Below are 17,058 nucleotides of genomic sequence, written 5' to 3' on the forward strand. Positions count from 1 at the left end.
TCGCTCCGGCCCGGGCAGCCGAGCCGGGCCACCTCGGCCGAGGCATGGGGGATCCACCGGGAACTACCGGAGGCGGGTCGCCGTCCGGACGAGGTCGGCGACGGCTCGGGACCGGCTGTGCGGCGGCCAGGCGATCACCGTGGTGACCTTCGGCGCGTCCAGTACGGGGACGGCGGCGAGGTCACCGTGCAGTCGGTCCCGGCACGACTCCGGTGAGACCGCGCAGGCGCGGCCGAGCGCGACGAGCTGCAGCAGCTGCGCGTGGTCGCGGACCTGCGGGCCGGGCCCGGGCGGGTAGCTGCCGTCGGGGGCGGGCCAGCGCGGCAGGGGCAGGCCGGGCAGCCCGGTGATGTCGGCCATGTGCACATGGGGCCGGACGGTGAGCGGATGCCCGGCCGGCAGGACCACGACCTGGCCCTCCGTGCCGAGTTCCTCGGTGTGAAACCCGGCCGTCGAGTCGTACGGCCGGTGCAGCAGCGCCACGTCGGCCCGGCCCTCGCGCAGCAGTCGTTCCTGCTCGGCCGGACCGCACAGGAGGACCTCGACGGCGGCGGCGCCGGGTTCGGCGGCGTACGCGTCCAGCAGCTCCGCCAGCAGTTCGCGGGACGCGCTGGCCTTCGTGACCAGGACCAGGCCGGGGCGGCCGGCCGGGGGAAGAGCGGCGCGGCGGGTCCGGCGCTCGGCCGCTTCGACCGCGTCGAGGGCCGCCCGGCCCTCGGTCAGCAGCACCGAGCCGGCTTCGGTGAGCGTGACGGTGCGGCTGGTCCGGTCCAGCAGCGCCGCCCCGAGCCGGCGTTCGAGCTGCCGGATCGCCCGTGACAGCGGCGGCTGCGCGATCCCGAGCCGCTGCGCGGCGCGCCCGAAGTGCAACTCCTCGGCGACGGCGACGAAGTAGCGCAGTTCCCTGGTCTCCATCCGGCCACGGTACTCCGGATCGATACCTGGAGGGTATCGATGCCCACCCGATCGGTCTTGGACCCCGGCCGGGGTCCGGGAGCAGCATGGTCTCCATGAGCGAACGAACGATCGCGCTGGTCACCGGCGCGAACAAGGGGATCGGCTACGAGATCGCCGCGGGCCTGGGCGCCCTCGGCTGGAGCGTCGGCGTCGGCGCCCGCGACGATCGGCGCCGCGAGGCCGCGGTGGAGGGGCTGCGCGCGGCCGGCGTCGACGCGTTCGGCGTGCCGCTGGACGTCACCGACGACGTGAGCGCGACCGCCGCCGCACGGCTGATCGAGGATCGGGCCGGGCGCCTCGACGTGCTCGTCAACAACGCCGCCATCGCGGGCGGCATGCCGCAGGAGCCGACTCGGGTCGACCTCGCCACCGTCCGTACGGTCGTGGAGACCAACGTGATCGGCGTCATCCGCGTCACCAACGCGATGATGCCGCTGCTGCGCCGCTCCGCCTCGCCGCGGATCGTGAACATGTCCAGCAGCGTCGGCTCCCTCACCCGGCAGTCGGGGCCGGACGCCGAGCGGACGGCGGGCCCGGTGGCCGCGGCGTACTCGCCGTCGAAGACGTTCCTGAACGCCGTCACCCTCCAGTACGCCCGGGAGTTGAGCGGCACGAACGTCCTGATCAACGCCGGCTGCCCCGGCTACGTCGCGACCGACCTCAACGGTTTCCGCGGCGTGCGCACCCCCGCGCAGGGCGCGGCCATCGCCATCACCCTCGCGACCCTGCCCGACGACGGCCCGACCGGCCGGTTCTTCGACGACGCCGGCGTCGTCCCCTGGTGACGTGTACGGCGGTCCCCACCCGCGCGGCCGCCGGGGTCGGTTCGCCCGGCCCGCGGCGGTCGCGCGGAGGGTGGGAGGAGGCGGCGGAAAACAAGCAGGCATGATTGCTTTTTTCTCAGGCCGGTGCCACGCTGCTGCCCGACGGCGCTCGTGCGGGAGCGCCGCCAACCCACCGGCAGGGGAGGCGCTTTGGCGCGCGCACGCTCGGTACTGCGGATCGGCAACGCCTCGGGCTTCTACGGGGACCGCTTCGACGCGGTGCGCGAGATGCTCACCGGCGGGCCGCTGGACGTGCTCACCGGGGACTACCTCGCCGAGCTGACCATGCTGATCCTCGCCAGGGACCGCATGAAGGACCCCTCGCTCGGGTACGCCCGGACGTTCCTGCGCCAGATGGAGGAGTGCCTCGGGCTGGCGCGCGAGCGCGGTGTGAAGATCGTGGTGAACGCGGGCGGACTCCAACCTGCCGGGCTCGCGCGTGAGTTGCGGAAACTGGTGCAGCGCCAGGGCATCGCGGCGACGGTCGCCCACGTCGAGGGGGACGACCTGCTCCCGCAGCGGAGCGAACTCGGCCTCCCCGAAGGCCTGCTGGCGGCCAACGCCTACCTCGGCGCCTTCGGCATCGCGGCCTGCCTGGAGGCGGGCGCGGACGTGGTGGTCACCGGGCGGGTCACCGACGCCGCGCTGGTCGCGGGCCCGGCGATCGCCCACTTCGGCTGGACGGCGGACGACCTGGACGCCCTCGCCGGAGCGGTGGTGGCCGGTCACGTCCTGGAGTGCGGCGCCCAGGCGACCGGCGGGAACTACGCCTTCTTCCGCGAGCACGACGTCACCCGCCCCGGCTTCCCGATCGCCGAGCTGCACGCCGACGGCTCCAGCGTGATCACCAAGCACCCGGGCACCGGTGGCGCCGTCACCGCCGGCACGGTGACGGCCCAACTCCTGTACGAGACCGGCGGGGTGCGCTATCCGGGCCCGGACGTCACCGCCCGCCTGGACTCGGTGCGGCTCACCGAGGAGGGCCCGGACCGGGTGCGGATCGACGGGGTGCGCGGCGAGGCGCCACCGGCCACGCTCAAGGTGGGACTCAACCGGCTCGGCGGGCACCGCAACGAGGTGGTGTTCGTCCTCACCGGTCTGGACGTCGAGGCCAAGGCCGACCTGGTGCGGCGGCAGTTCGCCGCCGCGCTGGCGCCGGCCGCCCGGCCCGCCGAACTGCGCTGGACCCTCGCCCGCACCGACCACCCGGACGCCCCGACCGAGGAGGCGGCCTCCGCGCTGCTGCGGCTGACCGCCCGCGATCCGGACCCGGCCCGGGTGGGGCGCCAACTGGGCAAGGCCGCCGTGGAGTTGGGCCTGGCTGGCTACCCGGGGTTCCATCTGACCGCCCCGCCCGGGCCGGGCGCCCCGTACGGGGTGTTCACCGCCGCGTTCGTGGACGCCAAGGCCGTCGGGCACACCGCGGTGCTGCCGGACGGCCGCCGGGTCGCCGTCCCGCCCGCGCCCGTGACGGCCCGGCCGGCGCTCCCGGAGCCGGGGACGGTGGCCGGGCCGGAAGCGGGCGCGGAGGCGCGGACGGAGGCGCGGACGGAAGCGGAGCAGGAGCCGGCGGCGCTCCCGCAGCCCCTCCCGGCGGGCCCGGTCCGCCGCGCCCCGCTCGGCCTGGTGCTCGGCGCCCGCAGCGGCGACAAGGGCGGTGACGCCAACCTGGGCGTCTGGGCCCGCTCCGAGGACGGCTGGCGCTGGCTCGCGCACACCCTGACCGTCGAGCTGCTCCGCGAACTTCTGCCCGAGACGTCGGAGTTGCCGGTGACCCGGCACCTGTTGCCGAACCTGCGCGCGGTCAACTTCACCCTCACCGGGCTCCTCGGCGAGGGCGTCGCCGCCCAGCACCGCTTCGACCCGCAGGCCAAGGCCCTCGGGGAGTGGCTGCGCTCCCGCCACCTCGACATCCCGGAGGTCCTGCTGTGACCGTGCTGCCCACCCGCGTCGACCCGGCCGGGCCCGAGTACGCCGAGCACCGCGCCGCGATGCTCGACAAGCTGGCCGGCCTGGACGCCGAGCACGCCAAGGCGCTGGCCGGTGGCGGGCCGAAGTACGTGGACCGCCACCGCGCCCGCGGCAAGCTGTTGCCGCGCGAGCGGATCGAGCTGCTGGTCGACCCGGACTCGCCGTTCCTGGAGCTCTCCCCGCTGGCCGCCTGGGGCAGCGAGTACCCGGTGGGCGCGGCGCTGGTCACCGGGATCGGGGTGGTCGAGGGCGTGGAGTGCGTGATCACCGCCAACGACCCCACGGTGCGCGGCGGCGCCAGCAACCCGTGGACGCTGCGCAAGGCGCTGCGCGCCAACGAGATCGCGCTCGCCAACCGCCTTCCGCTGGTGAACCTGGTCGAGTCGGGCGGCGCCGACCTGCCCAGCCAGAAGGAGATCTTCATCCCGGGCGGCGCGCTGTTCCGCGACCTGACCCGGCTCTCCGCCGCCGGAGTGCCCACCGTGGCCGTGGTGTTCGGCAACTCGACGGCCGGCGGGGCGTACGTCCCGGGCATGTCCGACCACACCGTGCTGGTGCGGGAGCGGGCGAAGGTGTTCCTCGGTGGCCCGCCGCTGGTGAAGATGGCCACCGGTGAGGAGGCCGACGACGAGTCGCTCGGCGGAGCGGAGATGCACGCCCGCACCTCGGGCCTGGCCGACCACTTCGCGGTGGACGAGGCGGACGCGCTGCGGCTGGCCCGCCGGATCGTCGCCCGGCTGGACCACCGCAAGCCCGGCCCGGCACCGGACCGCCTCGCCGAGCCGCCGAAGTACGACGAGGAGGAGCTGCTGGGCATCGTTCCGGGCGACCTCAAGGTGCCCTTCGACCCGCGCGAGGTGATCGCGCGGATCGTGGACGGCTCCGACTTCGACGAGTTCAAGCCGCTCTACGGCACCAGCCTGGCCACCGGCTGGGCCAGGCTGCACGGCTACCCCGTCGGGGTGCTGGCCAACGCCCAGGGCGTGCTGTTCAGCGCGGAGTCGCAGAAGGCCGCCCAGTTCATCCAGTTGGCGAACCAGCGGAACGTCCCGCTGCTGTTCCTGCACAACACCACCGGCTACATGGTCGGCAAGGACTACGAGCAGGGCGGCATCATCAAGCACGGCGCGATGATGATCAACGCGGTGTCCAACTCACGGGTCCCGCACCTGTCGGTGCTGATCGGCGCCTCCTACGGGGCCGGCCACTACGGCATGTGCGGCCGGGCCTACGAGCCGCGCTTCCTGTTCGCCTGGCCGAGCGCCAAGTCCGCGGTGATGGGCCCGCAACAGCTCGCCGGGGTGCTGTCGATCGTCGCCCGGCAGTCGGCCGCCGCCAAGGGGCAGCCGTACGACGAGGACGCCGACGCGGCGATCCGCGCGATGGTCGAGCAGCAGATCGAGGCCGAGTCGCTGCCGGCCTTCCTGTCCGGGCGGCTCTACGACGACGGCGTGATCGACCCGCGGGACACCCGCACCGTGCTGGGCCTGTGCCTGTCCGCGATCCACAACGCGCCGGTCGAGGGCGCGCGCGGCTACGGCGTCTTCCGGATGTGAGGGGACGAGACGACATGATCACCAACCTGCTGGTCGCCAACCGCGGCGAGATCGCCCGACGGGTCTTCCGGACCTGCCGCGCGCTCGGCATCGCGACCACCGCCGTCCACTCCGACCCGGACGCCGACGCCCCGCACGTGCGCGAGGCCGACGCGGCCGTGCGGCTGCCGGGCGCCGCGCCCGCCGACACCTACCTGCGGGCCGACCTGATCGTCCGCGCGGCCCTGGAGGCGGGGGCGGACGCCGTCCACCCCGGGTACGGATTCCTCTCGGAGAACGCGGAGTTCGCGCAGGCGGTGCTGGACGCCGGGCTGGTCTGGGTCGGCCCGCCGCCGGCCGCGATCGCCGCGATGGGATCCAAGACGGCCGCCAAGCGGCTGATGGCCGCGGCCGGCGTGCCCGTCCTGGGCGCCCTGGAGGCGCCGACCGAGGCCGACCTGCCGGTGCTGGTCAAGGCGGCGGCGGGCGGCGGCGGCCGCGGCATGCGGGTGGTGCGCACCCTGGCCGAGCTGCCCGACCAGCTGGCGGCCGCCCGGGCCGAGGCGGCCAAGGCCTTCGGCTCGGACGAGGTGTTCTGCGAGCGCTACCTGCCCACCGGGCGGCACGTCGAGGTCCAGCTGCTGGCCGACGCGCACGGCACGGTCTGGGCGGTCGGCGACCGCGACTGCTCGCTGCAGCGGCGGCACCAGAAGGTGATCGAGGAGGCGCCGGCGCCGGGCCTGCCGGAGGCCGTCCGGGCCGGGCTGCACGCGGCGGCGGTCAGTGCCGCCCGGGCGATCGGCTACACCGGTGCCGGCACCGCCGAGTTCCTGCTCGCCGAGGACGGCCGGTTCCACTTCCTGGAGATGAACACCAGGCTGCAGGTGGAGCACCCCGTCACCGAGGCGGTCAGCGGCCTGGACCTGGTGGCGCTGCAACTCGCCGTCGCGGAGGGGGAGCCGCTGCCCGGTCCGGTCCCGCCGCCGTCCACCGGCTGGGCGATCGAGGCCCGGCTCTACGCCGAGGACCCGGCCAAGGACTGGCAGCCCGCCACCGGCACCCTGCACCGGCTCGAACTCGACGGCCCGCACCAGGAGTTCACCGGCCGTGGGGTCCGGCTGGACTGCGGGGTGGCGGCCGGCCAGGAGATCACCCCGCACTACGACGCGATGCTCGCCAAGGTGATCGCCTGGGCGCCGAACCGGGCGGCCGCGGCCCGCCTGCTGGCCGACGCGCTCGTTCGCGCCCGGATCCACGGCCCGGCCACCAACCGGGAGTTGCTGGTCCGTGCGCTGCGCCACCCGGCCTTCCTGGCGGCCCGGTTGCACACCGGCTTCCTGACCGAGCACGCCGACGACCTCGCCGCCCCCGACGGCGGCGACCCCGCCCGGACCGCCCGCGCCGCCCTGGCCGCGGCGCTCGCCGACGCGGCCGCCCGCCGCCGCACCGGGCCGCACGGCGCGCTGCCCCCGGGCTGGCGCAACCTGCCCTCGCAGCCCCAGCTCAAGCGCTACCGGGCCGAGGACGGCACCGAGCGGGAGGTCCGCTACCGGCTGACCAGGGACGGCCTGCGGGCCGACGGGCACCCGGGGACGGAGCTGGTCGACGCCACGCCCGAGCAGGTCGTCCTGCGCGAGGGGGCCGTCCGGCGCGGCTACCGCGTCGCCCGCCACGGCGACCGGGTCTTCGTCGACGGCCCGGACGGCGCCACCGCACTGACCGCCCTGCCCCGCTTCCCCGACCCGGCCGCCCGGACCGACCCGGGCGCCCTGCTCGCCCCGATGCCGGGCACCGTCGTGCGCACCGCGGCCGCCGTCGGCGACACCGTCACCGCCGGCCAGCCGCTGCTTTTTTTGGAGGCGATGAAGATGGAGCACCGCGTCACCGCCCCCGCCGACGGCGTCCTCGTCGAACTCCGCGCCACCCCCGGCCAGCAGGTCGAACTCGGCACCCTGCTGGCCGTCGTGCAGACCCCCGCCTGACCGGCGGACCGCGGGCCGCGGCACGACCGGAGCGCGGCCCGCACCCGCCGGACCACAGCCTGAGCACCGCCCGAGCCAGGAAGGACCCCGCATGTCCACCATCGGCAGTCAGCTCATCGAGACCCCCGAACGCCGGGCGCTGCGCCAGGCCGTCGCCGATCTCGGCGGCCGCTACGGCTCCGCCTACTACCTCGCCAAGGCCAGGGCGGGCGAACCCGCCGAGGAGCTGTGGGCCGACGCCGCCAAGGCCGGCTACCTCGGGGTGAACCTGCCCGCCGAGTATGGCGGCGGGGGCGGCGGCATCACCGATCTGGCCATCGTGCTGGAGGAGTTGGGCACGGCCGGCTGCCCGCTGCTGCTGCTCATCGTCTCCCCGGCGATCTGCGGCACGGTGATCGCCCGGTACGGCACCGAGGAGCAGAAGCGGCAGTGGCTGCCGGGCCTGTCCGACGGCAGCCGCCGGATGGCCTTCGGCATCACCGAGCCGGACGCCGGCTCCAACGCGCACCGGATCTCCACCGTCGCCCGCCGGGACGGCGAGGACTGGCTGCTGACCGGCCGCAAGGTCTTCGTCTCCGGCATCGACCACTGCGACGCGGTGCTGTTCGTGGCCCGGACGGAGGACGCCCGCACCGGCCGGCTCAAGCCCTGCCTGTTCGTCGTCCCGCGCGACACCCCCGGCTTCGAGTACCGGGCGATCCCGATGGAACTCGTCGCGCCCGAGAAGCAGTTCCAGGTCTTCCTGGACGACGTCCGGCTGCCCGCCGACGCGCTGGTCGGGGACGAGAACGCCGGCCTGCTCCAGCTCTTCGCGGGCCTCAACCCCGAACGCGTGCTGACCGCGGCCTTCTCGCTCGGCCTGGCCCGGCAGGCCCTGCGCAAGGCCGTCGAGTACGCGCGGACCCGCACCGTCTGGTCCACCCCGATCGGCGCCCACCAGGGCCTGGCCCACCCGCTGGCCCAGTGCGCGGTGGAGATCGAGCTGGCCCGGCTGATGACCCAGAAGGCCGGCCTGCTCTACGACGCGGGCGAGGACGTGGCGGCCGGGGAGGCCGCCAACATGGCCAAGTACGCGGCCGGCGAGGCGGCCGCCCGGACGGTCGACCAGGCGGTGCAGACCCTCGGCGGCAACGGTCTGACCCAGGAGTACGGGCTGGGAGCGCTGCTGACGGCCACCCGGGTGGGCCGGGTCGCTCCGGTCAGTCGGGAGATGGTGCTCAACTACGTGGCCCAGCACACCCTCGGCCTGCCGAAGTCCTACTGAGGCAGACCCGCACCGCGGGCGGCGGGCGGCCGCGGGAACACCGCCGGCCGCCCACCGCCCACCGCCCGCCGTCCGCCGGAGCCGGCGACGGCCCCGGCCGGCGGCCGTCGGCGGGCAGGTCAGGACTCGGCGTCGCGTCCGGTGCGGCGGCGCAGCGCGCGGACGCCGAGGCCGACCGCGCCGGCGATCACGGCCGCCCCGCCGAGCACCTGGGCGCTGTTGGCATCGGACGCGCCGCCGCCACCGGTGCCGACCCCGCCGACCGGGCCGGTGGGCGAGGCGCTCGGCGGGCCGCCGGGGGAGGCGCTCGGCGAGGAGCCGGGGGAGGAGCCGGGCGACGGCGAGGCGCTCGGGGAGGGGCTGGTGCTCTGGCCGACCGGCGACGGCGAGGAGGACGGCGACGGGGAGGGCGACGGCGACGGGGAGGGCGACGGAGACGGTGACGGTGAGGCCGAGGGCGAGCTGTTGGCGCAGGACACGTCGAAGACCTTCTGCTTCGCGTTGCCGTTCTCGCCGACGAAGGTCCACTCGAGCTTGTAGTGCCCGTCCGGCAGGCTGTAGTTCGGCGTCGCGCCGGCTCCGGTGGTCAGCAGGATCGACCCGGACAGCACCAGGGCGTTGCCGGTCGGCGGCTGTTGCGAGATGGTCCAGGACACCAGCTGCACGGTGTCGAAGTTGAAGGCGTCCAGGTAGAACCGGCAGACCTTGGGCTCGTCGCGGGTGTCGTTCACCGGCGTGGTGTCGTTGTGGATCTTCACGTCGCCGTTGTCACCGGGAGCGGCCAGCGCGACGGGCGCGCCGCCCAGGGTGAGGGCGGCGGCCGCCGCGGTGGCGGCGAGCAGCCGGCGGGCCGACCGCAGGCGAGGGGAGGTGGGACTCACGGTGGGGGCTCCAGGTGCCGGGGCCGCGTCCGGGGGCGGGCGGCCGTGGTGCAACACCGTCGGCCCGGGCGCCCCCGGCGGCAAACGTGCCACGCGCGCTCCGCCCTTCGTTCCTCACAATGGCGCAACGTCCCGTCGCTGTCCGTATGCTCCTGAACGCGCCCCCGGCCGGCCGCCCGTCCGACCCGCAGCCGGCCCTCGATCCTGCGTCAACTACCTTTGTGGAGGCACACCTTGGTCTTCCGTAGCGAGTTCCCCGACGTCCCCGTGGTCGACCTGCCGATCCATGACGCGGTCCTCGGCGACGCGGCGCGGTACGGCGAGCGCCCGGCCCTGGTCGACGGCGTCACCGGCGAGTGCGTGAGCTACGCGCGGCTGGCCGCCGGGGTCGAACGGGTGGCCGCCGGGCTGGCGGGCGCGGGGGTGCGCCAGGGAGACGTGGTGGCGCTGTTCAGCCCCAACACGATCGGCTACCCGCTGGCCTTCTACGGCGCCACGCGGGCCGGCGCCACCGTCACCACCGTCTCCTCGCTCGCCACCGCCACCGAGCTGGCGGGCCAGCTCCGCGACAGTGGCGCCCGGTGGCTGATCACCGTCTCCCCGTTCCTGCCGACCGCCCGCAAGGCCGTCGACCTGCTGGCGGGCCCCGCCGGTGGCGGGCCGGAGGTGGTCGTCCTGGACGGTGCCGAGGGCCACCGCTCGCTGGCCGACCTGCTGGCCGCCACCGGCCCCGCCCCCGCCATCACCGTGGACCCGGGCCGGGACGTCGCCGTGCTCCCCTACTCCAGCGGCACCACCGGTCTGCCCAAGGGCGTGATGCTCACGCACCGCTCGATCGCCACCAACCTCGCCCAGTGCGACGCGCTCTACCGGCCCGCCGAGGGCGAACGGGTGCTCGCCGTGCTGCCGTTCTTCCACATCTACGGCCTGGCCGCGCTGCTAAACCAGCCGTTGCGCTGCGGCGCCACCGTGGTCGTGCTGCCCCGCTTCGACCTGGAGCAGTTCTGCCGCACCGTCGAGGAGCAGCGGGTGCAGGCCCTGGTGGTCGCCCCGCCGATCGCGCTCGCCCTGGCCAAGCACCCCGCCGTGGACCGCTTCGACCTCTCCTCGGTCGAGTACCTGCTGTGCGCGGCCGCCCCGCTGGACCCGGACCTCGCCGAGGCGTGCGCCCGCCGGCTCGGCCTGCCGCACCTGCTCCAGGGCTACGGGATGACGGAGCTCTCCCCGGTCACCCACGTGGTCTCCCCGCACGACCCGGCGCCGGCGCCGGGTTCGGTGGGCCGGATGGTCCCCTCCACCGAGCTGCGCGTCGCCGCCCTGGACGGCTCCGACCCGGACCTCGGGCCCGGCGCGCAGGGCGAGCTGCTGATCCGCGGCCCGCAGGTGATGCGGGGCTACTTCGGCCGCCCCTCCGACACCGCGGCCGTGATCGACGCCGAGGGCTGGCTGCACACCGGCGACGTCGGCTACGTCGACGAGCGCGGTTACCTGTTCATCGTCGACCGGGTGAAGGAGCTGATCAAGTACAAGGGCTACCAGGTCGCCCCCGCCGAGCTGGAGGCGGTGCTGCTCGGACACCCGCAGATCGCCGACGCCGCCGTCATCGGCGTCCGGGACGCCGACGGCACGGAGTGCCCCAAGGCCTTCGTGGTCCGCGCCCCCGGCGGGGTGCTGAGCGCCGAGGAGGTCGGCGCCTACGTGGCCGAACGGGTGGCCCCGTACAAGAAGGTCCGCGCGGTGGAGTTCGTCGAGGCCGTCCCCAAGTCCCCGGCCGGCAAGATCCTGCGCCGCGAACTGCGCGACCGGGAGGCCGCCCGCGCGGCCGGCGCCGTCGTGGCACCCCGCACGGGCGGCCCCGACGGCGCCCGCCCGGCGGCACCCGAGGCCGCGCACTGACCCCGCCGGAGGAGGACGGCGCCCCCGGAAGCGGCGGGCGGGCCCCCGTCTGTGAAGATCGACCCGCGGGCCGCGCCGGGCCCGCCGAGCGGCCCGGCGCTCCCGGCCGGCCCGCCGCGCCCCCACCGGAACAGGAACCGCCACCCGCCATGACCAGCCACCCCGCCGCCCGCACCCCCCAGCAGGACCGCAGCCGCGCCACCCGGGCCCGGCTGCTCGCGGCCGCCGTGGACTGCCTGGCCGAGCTGGGCTGGCACGGCTCCACCGTCGGGGTGGTGGCCGAGCGGGCCGGTGTCTCCCGGGGCGCCGCCCAGCACCACTTCCCGACCCGCGAGGACCTGTTCACCGCGGCCGTCGAGCACGTCACCGCCGAGCGGCTGGCGGCCGTCCGCGCCCACGCGGACGAGCTGCCGGCCGCCGGCCCCGACCGGACCCGGGCGGTCGTCGACATGATCGTGCGCCTCTACACCGGCCCGCTGTTCCGTGCCGCCCTCCACCTGTGGACGGCCGCGGCCACCGAGGAGGCGCTGCGCGAGCGGATCATCGCGCTGGAGGGACACGTCGGCCGGGAGGCCCACCGGGCCGCCGTCGAGTTCCTGGACGCCGACGAGAAGCGCCCCGGCGTGCGCGAATCCGTGCAGGCCACCCTGGACCTCGCCCGCGGGCTGGGCCTGGCCAACCTGCTCACCGACGACAGCGGCCGACGATCCGGAGTGATCCGGCAGTGGGCGGGCGTTCTGGAGAGTACGCTGCGGCCGGTACGCCCATGACGCCCGTACGACCGGAGCGGCCGGACGAGCCCTGACCAAGGGGTCGCCGGGCGGCCGATGTCCGTGCAGTCTGGAGAAGAACCCCGGCCGGCACGGACCGCGAGGCCGCCCGGCCGGGCACGAGCCGAACCGGGGTGCTGCCTGATCATGCACGGACACGAGTGGGACGCGACCGCCGCCGCCGGCCCCGCACCCGGCGGTGCCCCCGTACGCCCCGACGGCCACCGACTCGTGCCGCTCGCGACGGCCCTGCTGCAGGGCGACGGTCTGATCCTGCACTGGAGCGAGGACGCCGAGGAGCTCCTCGGCTACACCGCGGAGGAGGCCGTCGGCAGTTACGCCGCCCAGCTGCTCACGGACGGCGGGGACCGCCCCGAGGTGCTCGCCCTGTTCGAACGCATCATGGGGGGCACCGGCTGGTCCGGCGTGTTCCCGGTCCGTCACCGGGACGGCCACAAGGTCGACCTGGAGTTCCGCACCTACCCGATCGCCGGCCCCGGCGGCACCCTGCTGCTGCTCGCGACCGCCTCCGACTCGCGGGCCCTGCACGCCATCGAGGCAGACCTCGCCGTCCTCGACGGCATCTTCGGCCGCTCACCGATCGGCATGGCCGTCTACGACACCGACCTGCGCTACGTGCGGATCAACGAGGCGCTGGCCCGGATGAACGGCGTCCCGGCCGCCGCCCACCTCGGCCGCCGGATATCCGCGGTGCTGCCCGGCATCAACACCGCCGAGATCGAGCAGACGATGCGACAGGTGCTGAAGACCGGAAGGCCCGTGGTCGACGCCCGTTCGCACGGCCGCGTCCCCGGCGACCCGAGACGGGACCACGCCTGGTCGGCCTCCTACTTCCGGCTGGAGGACTCCACCGGCCGGGTCTTCGGCGTCTGCTCCTCGATCATCGACGTCACCGAACGCTTCCAGGCGGAGGCCCGGGCCGCCCGGGCCCAGGAGCGCCTGGCCACCATCGCCGAGGCGACCGCCCGGATCGGCACCACCCTCGACCTCCAGCGCACCGCCGAGGAGCTGATCGAGGCCGTCGTCCCCCGGTTCGCCGACTTCGCGACCGTAGACCTGCTGGAGCCGGTGCTGCGCGGGGCCGAGCCCAGCGCCATCCCCGCCGACCGGACGATCACCCTGCGCGCCGTCGCGGTCGGCGAGTCCTACGAGTCGGGCCTCGTGCACGCCGTCGACGTCGTCGGGGAGACCTCCGAGTACGCCCCCGACCGCAGCTACACCCAGTGCCTGCGCAGCGGCCGCCCGCTGGTGCGCGCCAAGGTGACCGAGGAGGTGCTGCGCGGGCTGGTCTCCAGCGAGGACCGGGTGGCCCCCGGCATGGCGGCCGGCATCCACTCGTACCTGATGGTGCCGCTGACCGCCCGGGGCATGGTGCTGGGCGGCTCGGAGTTCATCCGGATGCGCAATTCCGAGCCGTTCAGCGACGCGGACGTCGCACTGGCCGAGGAGCTGGTCGCCCGCACCGCCCTGGCGATCGACAACGCCCGGCTGTACCGGCGCGAGCGGGAGACGGCGCTGACCCTGCAGCGCAGCCTGCTGCCGCAGGAGATCCACCGCACCCTCGGTCTGGAGATCGCCTACCGCTACCTGCCGAGCAGCGTGGTCAGCGAGGTCGGCGGCGACTGGTTCGACGTCGTCCCGCTGTCCTGCGGCCGGGTGGCGCTGGTGGTCGGGGACGTGATGGGCCACGGCATCCGGGCGGCCGCCACGATGGGCCAGCTGCGCACCGTCGCCCGGACGCTGGCCACCCTCGACATGCCCCCGGAGCAGGTCCTCACCCGACTGGACGAGACCGCCTCGGGGATCGGCGAGGGCCAGTTCGCCACCTGCATCTGCGCGGTCTACGACCCGTTGGACCGCACCGTGCAGGTCGCCTCGGCCGGCCACCTGCCGCCGGTGTGGGTCGGCCCGGACGGCACCGCCCGGCGGGTCGAGGTCCCGCCCGGCGTGCCGCTGGGCGTCGGTGGGGTGGCCTTCGAGTCCACCGAGTTCACCCTCCCCGAGGGCGGCATGGTGACCCTCTACACCGACGGCCTGGTCGAGCGGCGGGGCCAGGACCTCGACGACGGCATCGACCTGCTGGCCCGCACCCTCGCCGGGCCAGGCCGGACGCTGGAGGAGAGCGCCGACGCCGTCCTCGCCGCGCTGGTCACCGACGGCACCGACGACGACATCGCGATGATCATGGCCAGGGTGCTGCCGCTGCCCGCCGACCGGATCGCGACCCTCCCGCTCACCGGCGGCGGCCGGCTGCCCGGCAAGGCCCGCCGCTTCACCCGCGCCACGCTGGACGCCTGGGGCCTGTCCGCGCTCTCCGACTACGCCGAACTGCTGGTCAGCGAACTGGTGACGAACGCCCTGCTGCACGCCGGGGCGCCGCGCCGGCTCCGGCTGTTCCGCGACCGCGTGCTCACCGTGGAGGTCTCCGACGCGGGCGGGCAGACCCCGCAGCTGCGCCCGTTCGCCGAGCAGGACGAGGGCGGGCGCGGGATGTTCCTGGTCAGCGAGCTGGCCCAGCGCTGGGGCAGCCGGCTGACCCGGGACGGCAAGGTGGTCTGGGCGGAGCTGGAGCTGCCCTTCGGGACGGTGTAGCCGCCCGTCCCCGAGCCCCGGGAACGACGTTCCCCCGCACCTCCGCGCCGGCGGCGCGGGGGAACGGGGGAACGGTCCGGCCCGATCAGGCGTCCAGCTTCTCCGCTGTCGGGGCGGCTGCCGGGGTAGCCGCCGGAGCGGGGACCGGGACGGGATCGGCCGCCGGCTGGGCGGGCAGGCGCCGCAGCAGCCGCCAGGCCATCACCGCCGCGCCGGTCAGCAGCGCGGCCGCCAGCAGGCCGGCGCTGTTCATGCCGTACACGAAGGACTCCCGGGCGCTCGCCAGCAGCGGCTCCGCGACGGCCTGCGGCAGGCCCTGCGCGGTCTCGACCGCCGAGCCCAGTGACTCGCCGGCCCGCGCCGCGAGCGCCGGGTCCGTCCCGGCCGGCACGGTCAGCCCGCTCGCGTAGATCGAGCCGACCACCGAGCCGACCAGCGCGATGCCGAGCGCGGTGCCCAGCTCGTACGCGGTCTCCGAGACCGCCGAGGCGGCGCCGGCCTTGTCGGCGGGCGCGGCGTTCAGCACCAGGTCGGCGCCGAGCGTGTAGACGACCCCCTCGGCCGTGCCGACCAGCAGGAAGGAGGCGGCCAGCAGCAGGTAGGTGGTGTCCTGCTGGATCCAGCCGAGCGCACCGACGCCGAGGCCCATCGCGAGCAGGCAGGAGGTCAGCGCCGAGCGGGCGCCGAAGCGCCGGGCCAGCCGGGCGGTGAGCAGTCCGCCGACCACCGAGCCGACGAAGGCCGGCAGCTCGGCCAGGCCCGCCCGCAGCGGTTCGTAGCCGCGGACCAGCTGGAGGTACTGCGAGGTCACGAAGACCACGCCGGAGAGCCCGATCAGGGAGATCAGCGAGGCCAGCGCGGCGGCGGTGAACCGCCGGTCGCGGAAGAGCCGGACGTCCAGCAGCGGGGTCTCCAGCCGCAGCTGACGGCGGACGAACAGGGTCAGCGCGGCGGCGCCGAGCAGGAAGGTGAGGGGGACGTCCCAGCGGGCCACCCCGTGCGCGGCGGCCTCCTTGACGGCGTAGACGACGCCGATCACGCCGGCCATCGACAGCACGACGCTCAGCACGTCCCAGCGGCCCGGCTTCGGGTCCCTGGACTCCGGCAGCAGCCAGGCGCCGGTGACCAGCAGCAGGACCAGGATCGGGATGTTCAGCAGGAACACCGAGCCCCACCAGAAGTGCTCCAGCAGCACCCCGCCGACCACCGGCCCGAGCGCGGCGCCCGCGGTGGCGGCCGCGCCCCAGATGCCGATCGCGGTGGCCCGCTCCCGGTGGTCCGGGAAGAGGCTGCGGATCAGCGACAGGGTGGACGGCATGATCGTCGCCCCGGCCACGCCGAGCAGCGCGCGGGCCAGGATCAGCCAGCCGGAGGTGGGCGCGTAGGCGGCCAGCAGCGAGGCGGCGCCGAAGGCGGTGGCGCCGGTCAGCAGCAGCCGCTTGCGGCCTATCCGGTCGCTCAGCGCGCCCATGCTGACCAGCAGGCCGGCCAGCACGAAGGAGTAGGCGTCGCCGATCCAGAGGAGCTGGGTGCCGCTGGGGCGCAGCGTCTCGCTGATGGAGGGGAGGGCGAGGGAGAGGACGGTCGCGTCGACCGCGACCACGGTGACGGCCAGCACGAGGACGGCGAGGCCGGTCCAGCGCTGGCGGGGAGTGCTCTGCAGGGTGGTGCCGGTGTGGACGGTGCTGCTCATGGCGTATCGGTGTCCGGTTTCCGGTCCGGGGCGGGGTGGTGCGAAGGGGGGGTGGGCGCAGGGGGCAGGGGTGCGGGGGGCAGGGGTGCCGGGGGCGCGGGGGCGTCGGAGCGGCGCAGCGCACCGCCGAGGAACAGCTCGGCGAGCGAGAAGGCGGCGTCGCGCGGGGCGAGGCGGCCGTCCTGGATGGACCAGCCGATGCCCGCGACGAGGTCGAAGAAGGCCTCGCTCAGCCAGGCGGCGCTCAGCTCGATGCGGAACACGCCCTGCTGCTGGCCGCGCAGGAAGAGCGCGTGCAGCCGGGCGATCTGGACCTCCCAGAGGTCGTTGATGCTGTCGTCGTCGTAGAGCTGGTTCTCGCCGGCCAGGAAGGCGCAGAGCGAGGCGTCCGGGACGGCGGCGTCCACCAGGCGGCGCAGTGCCGCCGCGCTGTCGCCGTCCTCGACGGCCGCGGTGTCCAGCGCGGCGGCGAAGCGGCGCAGGCCGAGCAGGCCGATCTCGCGGATCAGGGCCTCGCGGCCGGGGAAGAGCCGGTGCAGGGTGGCCCGGCTGATGCCGGCGGCGCGCGCGATCTCGTCCAGGTGGGCGGTGGGGCGTCGGGAGAGCACGCCGACGGCGGCTTCCAGGACGGTGTCACGATCGGTGGCCATGAGTCGAGTGTAGGTCATCTGA

12 protein-coding genes are annotated in these 17,058 nt (G+C 75.3%); 8 read left to right on the forward strand and 4 right to left on the reverse strand.

The annotated features are described in order from the left end of the window. Positions 1 to 63 precede the first annotated feature (63 nt). Positions 64 to 915, reverse strand: a complete 852-nt coding sequence (locus tag AB0N04_RS12640; RefSeq protein WP_360210295.1) for a LysR family transcriptional regulator — start codon at positions 913 to 915, stop codon at positions 64 to 66. 95 nt (positions 916 to 1,010) lie between these two features. Here AB0N04_RS12640 and AB0N04_RS12645 point away from each other — a divergent pair, with 95 nt between their 5' ends. The 5 genes from AB0N04_RS12645 to AB0N04_RS12665 all read left to right on the forward strand — a co-directional run bounded on the left by AB0N04_RS12645 (position 1,011) and on the right by AB0N04_RS12665 (position 8,533). After that, positions 1,011 to 1,742 (forward strand): SDR family oxidoreductase, encoded by a 732-nt coding sequence (locus AB0N04_RS12645; RefSeq protein ID WP_360210297.1) that lies wholly within the window; start codon positions 1,011 to 1,013, stop codon positions 1,740 to 1,742. 189 nt (positions 1,743 to 1,931) lie between these two features. Further along, entirely contained in the window at positions 1,932 to 3,713 is a 1,782-nt protein-coding gene (locus AB0N04_RS12650; protein WP_360210299.1) for an acyclic terpene utilization AtuA family protein, read from the forward strand. After that, the gene (locus tag AB0N04_RS12655; RefSeq protein ID WP_360210301.1) at positions 3,710 to 5,308 is read left to right on the forward strand and encodes a carboxyl transferase domain-containing protein; all 1,599 of its coding nucleotides are present in this window, start codon (positions 3,710 to 3,712) and stop codon (positions 5,306 to 5,308) included. Before AB0N04_RS12650 ends, AB0N04_RS12655 begins: the two co-directional genes overlap by 4 nt. 14 nt (positions 5,309 to 5,322) lie before the next feature. Further along, entirely contained in the window at positions 5,323 to 7,269 is a 1,947-nt protein-coding gene (locus tag AB0N04_RS12660) for a biotin carboxylase N-terminal domain-containing protein (RefSeq protein WP_360210303.1), read from the forward strand. A 91-nt stretch (positions 7,270 to 7,360) separates the two neighbouring features. Next, complete coding sequence (locus AB0N04_RS12665; protein WP_360210305.1) at positions 7,361 to 8,533, forward strand: acyl-CoA dehydrogenase family protein; 1,173 nt, start codon at positions 7,361 to 7,363, stop codon at positions 8,531 to 8,533. Between the two features lie 119 nt (positions 8,534 to 8,652). On the opposite strand, the gene AB0N04_RS12670 is transcribed toward AB0N04_RS12665, so the two are convergent. Beyond that, positions 8,653 to 9,414: a hypothetical protein gene (locus tag AB0N04_RS12670; protein WP_360210307.1), complete on the reverse strand. Its 762-nt coding sequence runs from the start codon at positions 9,412 to 9,414 to the stop codon at positions 8,653 to 8,655. Between the two features lie 234 nt (positions 9,415 to 9,648). Here AB0N04_RS12670 and AB0N04_RS12675 point away from each other — a divergent pair, with 234 nt between their 5' ends. From AB0N04_RS12675 to AB0N04_RS12685, 3 genes are all read left to right on the forward strand, one after another. Beyond that, positions 9,649 to 11,310: an AMP-binding protein gene (locus AB0N04_RS12675; RefSeq protein WP_360210309.1), complete on the forward strand. Its 1,662-nt coding sequence runs from the start codon at positions 9,649 to 9,651 to the stop codon at positions 11,308 to 11,310. A 149-nt stretch (positions 11,311 to 11,459) separates the two neighbouring features. Then, positions 11,460 to 12,080 carry a TetR/AcrR family transcriptional regulator gene (locus AB0N04_RS12680; RefSeq protein WP_360210311.1) on the forward strand — a complete coding sequence of 207 codons (621 nt, stop codon included), beginning with the start codon at positions 11,460 to 11,462 and terminating at the stop codon, positions 12,078 to 12,080. 147 nt (positions 12,081 to 12,227) lie between these two features. After that, positions 12,228 to 14,693, forward strand: a complete 2,466-nt coding sequence (locus tag AB0N04_RS12685; protein ID WP_360210313.1) for a SpoIIE family protein phosphatase — start codon at positions 12,228 to 12,230, stop codon at positions 14,691 to 14,693. Between the two features lie 85 nt (positions 14,694 to 14,778). Here AB0N04_RS12685 and AB0N04_RS12690 read toward each other — a convergent pair whose 3' ends face one another. Beyond that, positions 14,779 to 16,386 (reverse strand): MFS transporter, encoded by a 1,608-nt coding sequence (locus AB0N04_RS12690; protein WP_360210315.1) that lies wholly within the window; start codon positions 16,384 to 16,386, stop codon positions 14,779 to 14,781. Then, a complete protein-coding gene (locus AB0N04_RS12695) occupies positions 16,383 to 17,036 on the reverse strand; it encodes a helix-turn-helix domain-containing protein (protein WP_360210317.1) in 654 nt (217 codons plus the stop codon). Before AB0N04_RS12695 ends, AB0N04_RS12690 begins: the two co-directional genes overlap by 4 nt. Positions 17,037 to 17,058 lie beyond the last annotated feature (22 nt).

Source organism: Kitasatospora sp. NPDC051702, assembly GCF_040681575.1.
Lineage (GTDB): Bacteria > Actinomycetota > Actinomycetes > Streptomycetales > Streptomycetaceae > Kitasatospora.